Genomic DNA, 3,107 nt, shown 5'->3' with positions numbered 1-3,107 from the left:
GCAGGGCTTCGCCGCCGACGGTGCAGCCGGTCAATGCGGGTGCTTGTTCCGGCTTGTCGAGCTGGCGGGCCAGTTCGGCCAGATAGGCCGGCGGCACGTCGATACGGCTGATCGCATGCTCGCGAATGGCTTGCAGGGTCCGGTCGACGCTCCATTGCGCCGGATCGCCGATGACCAGCGTGGCGCCGCTCAGTAGCGGCACCGCCCATTGCTCGATGGCGGCATCGAAGCTGAACGAGGCAAAATGCAGACAGGTTTCACCCGCTTGCAACGCGTACAGCTCGGCCATGGCCAGACTATGCATGGCCAGCGCGCCGTGAGCGACCGCCACGCCCTTGGGCCGGCCGGTGGAACCGGAGGTGTAGATCAGGTAGGCCGGCGTTTCCGGGTGCAACGCCACGTCGGGCGGCATGTCGGGGTAGGCGGACAAGTCGAGCCGGGCGAGGTCTATCCGTTTGATGGCATTGGCCTGATGAACCGACCCCGCAATCACCGTTCGCCCTGAGCTTGTCGAAGGGCGCTCCTGCTCCGACTTGGGCATGGTTGTAGGGTGGGCAATGTCATTGCCCGCCGTTAGCGCGGCTTGCTCGCGGGCACTAACCGTACCCACCCTAGCGACCGTCGCATCGCAGCCGATCAGCCATTCGGCGCCGGCATCGTCCAGCATGTACTGCAATCGCTCGGCCGGATAATCGGGGTCCAGGGCCAGAAACGCCGCGCCGCATTGCCACGCGCCCAGACAAGCAACAATCGTGTGCGCCGAACGCGGCAGACTCAACGCCACCACCGCGCCGGGGCGCAGGCCCTGCTCCAGTAAATAATGCGACAAGCGATTAGCCCGGCTTTGCAACTCGGCGTAACTCAGCCGCTCGGCACCGGCGATCAGCGCTACGGCACCGGGCCGGGTTTGGGCTTGGCGGCGGATTTGCGCCGGCAAATGGGCGGATTCGTAAGATAAAGACGGTTTTAACAGTACACGATCCAGCTCGGCCTGATCGAGCATCGACAAATCACGCAAGGCCTTTTCGGGATGCTGGGTTGCCGCTTCGGCCAAGCGGCAAAAATGCCCGGCCATCCGCGCGATGGTCGCCTGATCGAACAAATCGCTCGCATAAGTCCAGATCGCTCTTATGCTGCCGGTTACGCTTTCGAAGGTGTCCAGAATCAATTCGAATTGCGTCGTGTGCGCGTCGCGTGGAAAGGGCTCGATCAGCAAAGCACCAAGCGCCTTGGCCGTGTCGGCCTGCTGGTATTGATGGTTGTACATCACCTGGAACAACGGATTACGTTCCAGACTGCGTTGCGGGCTGAGCGCCTCGACCAGTTGGTCGAACGGCAAATCGGCATGAGCCTGCGCGCCAAGCGCCGTTTCCTTGACCCGCTCCAGCACCTGCTGGAAGTTCAGGCCGCCGTCCAGTTCGGTTTGCAACACCTGGGTGTTGACGAAAAAACCCACCAGCTGTTCGGTCTCGCGGCGGTTGCGATTGGCAACCGGTACGCCGACCCGTAATTTACACTGGCCGCTATAGCGGTACAGCAGCAGGTAAAACACAGCCAGCAAACCCATAAATACGGTCGCGCCTTGGCGCCGGCAAACTTCGCGTAGCGCACCGGCCGTGACGTCGGGCAAACTAATTTCCAATTTGGCGCCGGCATCGCCGGTTTGCGCCGTCCGCGGCCGGTCCATCGGCAGTTCCAATTGCGGCATTTCCTCGCCCAAACGCTCGCGCCAATACGCCATCTGCCGCTCCATTTCGCCGGCTTCCAGCCAATGCCGTTGCCAGACCGCGAAATCGGCGTAACCGATCGCCAGGCCTGGCAACTCCGCCTCGCGGCCTTGGCAATAGCCGTGGTACAGCTCGGCAAATTCGTTGAGCAAAATATTCAACGACCATTCGTCGGCAACGATGTGGTGCAGCACCCAGACCAAAAGATGACGGTCGCTCGCCAACTTCAGCAACGCAATCCGCAACAGCGGCCCGTTGCCCATATCGAACGGCTCGCTCTCCAGCCTTTCGACTTGGTTTTTGACCGATATCTCGACAGCGCCGGATTGCGTGGATAAATCCAGCCATTGCACTTCGACCGCCATAGCATCGTGGACGATTTGCACCGGTTTGCCGCCATCGCTCTGAAACGTCGTGCGTAGACTTTCGTGCCGGACCACCAGCTTATCGATGCCGCATTGCAGCGCGTCGGCGTCGATTTCACCGCCCAAATACACCGCATCGGCGATGTGGTAAGCGCTGCTATCGGGCTCCAGTTGCGCCAAAAACCACAGCCGTTGCTGACCGTAAGACAACGGCAGCGCCGCATCGCGGCCGACGCTGGCGATCGGGAATTGGCCTATGTCTAGGCCGCGTTTTTTCAGAAGCAGGATCAAGGCTCTGCGTTGTTCCGGACTCAGGGTATGGAAATTGGCGAGTGGGTTTTGCATCAATGAGTTTTCTATTTTCAATTTATCTTGTTGCCGCGGGTGCAATTCAAGCTGATATGGTCGTTGCGCCGTTTGCAAGAAAACCGCAAAGCGGAAAATGCCGAAGGCATGGGGTTTAATCCCTTAATACCCTCCCGAGCATCGCAGGATAAAGGCGGTATGAAGCGGCGTGCTGACTCGCTCCATCCAGGCGCTCGCACTCCGTGCGCCACAGGCGTCCAAACCCGCCCCCGGCGGGTTTGTCTTTGGTTTCTTTCTTTTGGCCGAGCAAAAGAAAAAAAATCGGCTGTCGGTCCGAGAACCGACTTCTGAATAAAACTGTCGCAATAGCGACACAAATCCAAATAGCCCATCACTGCTTCCATACCAAAAATCATTCGCTATCAGCCAATAACGCCTGCAAATCCTCAGCCGACATCCCTTGCAACTCGGCCAGCGCATCCGCCAGCTCGTTCTGCAAATCAAGAGCCGGCGAATCCGGCAGCAAGGCGTCGATTTCGGCTGCCAGCCGGGATAACGAGCCAGCCTCGAACAGGCGGCGTACGCCAAGCTCGATCTGAAAATGCCGCGATATGCGACCGGCCAGCTTCATCGCCAACAACGAATGTCCGCCGAGTTCGAAGAAATTGTCGTCCAGGCCGACTCGGTCGACGCCCAGCAAATCCCGCCA

At 59.8% G+C, this 3,107-nt stretch carries 2 protein-coding genes; both read right to left on the bottom strand.

Going from position 1 to position 3,107, the window contains the following annotated elements; genetic code table 11:
* On the bottom strand, positions 1-2,437 hold a 2,437-nt coding region (locus tag ACW73I_RS22885), incomplete at its 3' end, for a condensation domain-containing protein (protein ID WP_458031823.1).
* A 373-nt stretch (positions 2,438-2,810) separates the two neighbouring features.
* Positions 2,811-3,107, bottom strand: a 297-nt coding sequence (locus ACW73I_RS22880; protein WP_458031822.1) for a phosphopantetheine-binding protein, incomplete at its 5' end; no start/stop codon positions are given.

The sequence above is a fragment of the Methylomonas sp. MgM2 genome, assembly GCF_054172045.1.
Note: the sequence above shows the minus strand (reverse complement) of the source record. Positions and strands in the feature narration are given on the sequence as shown.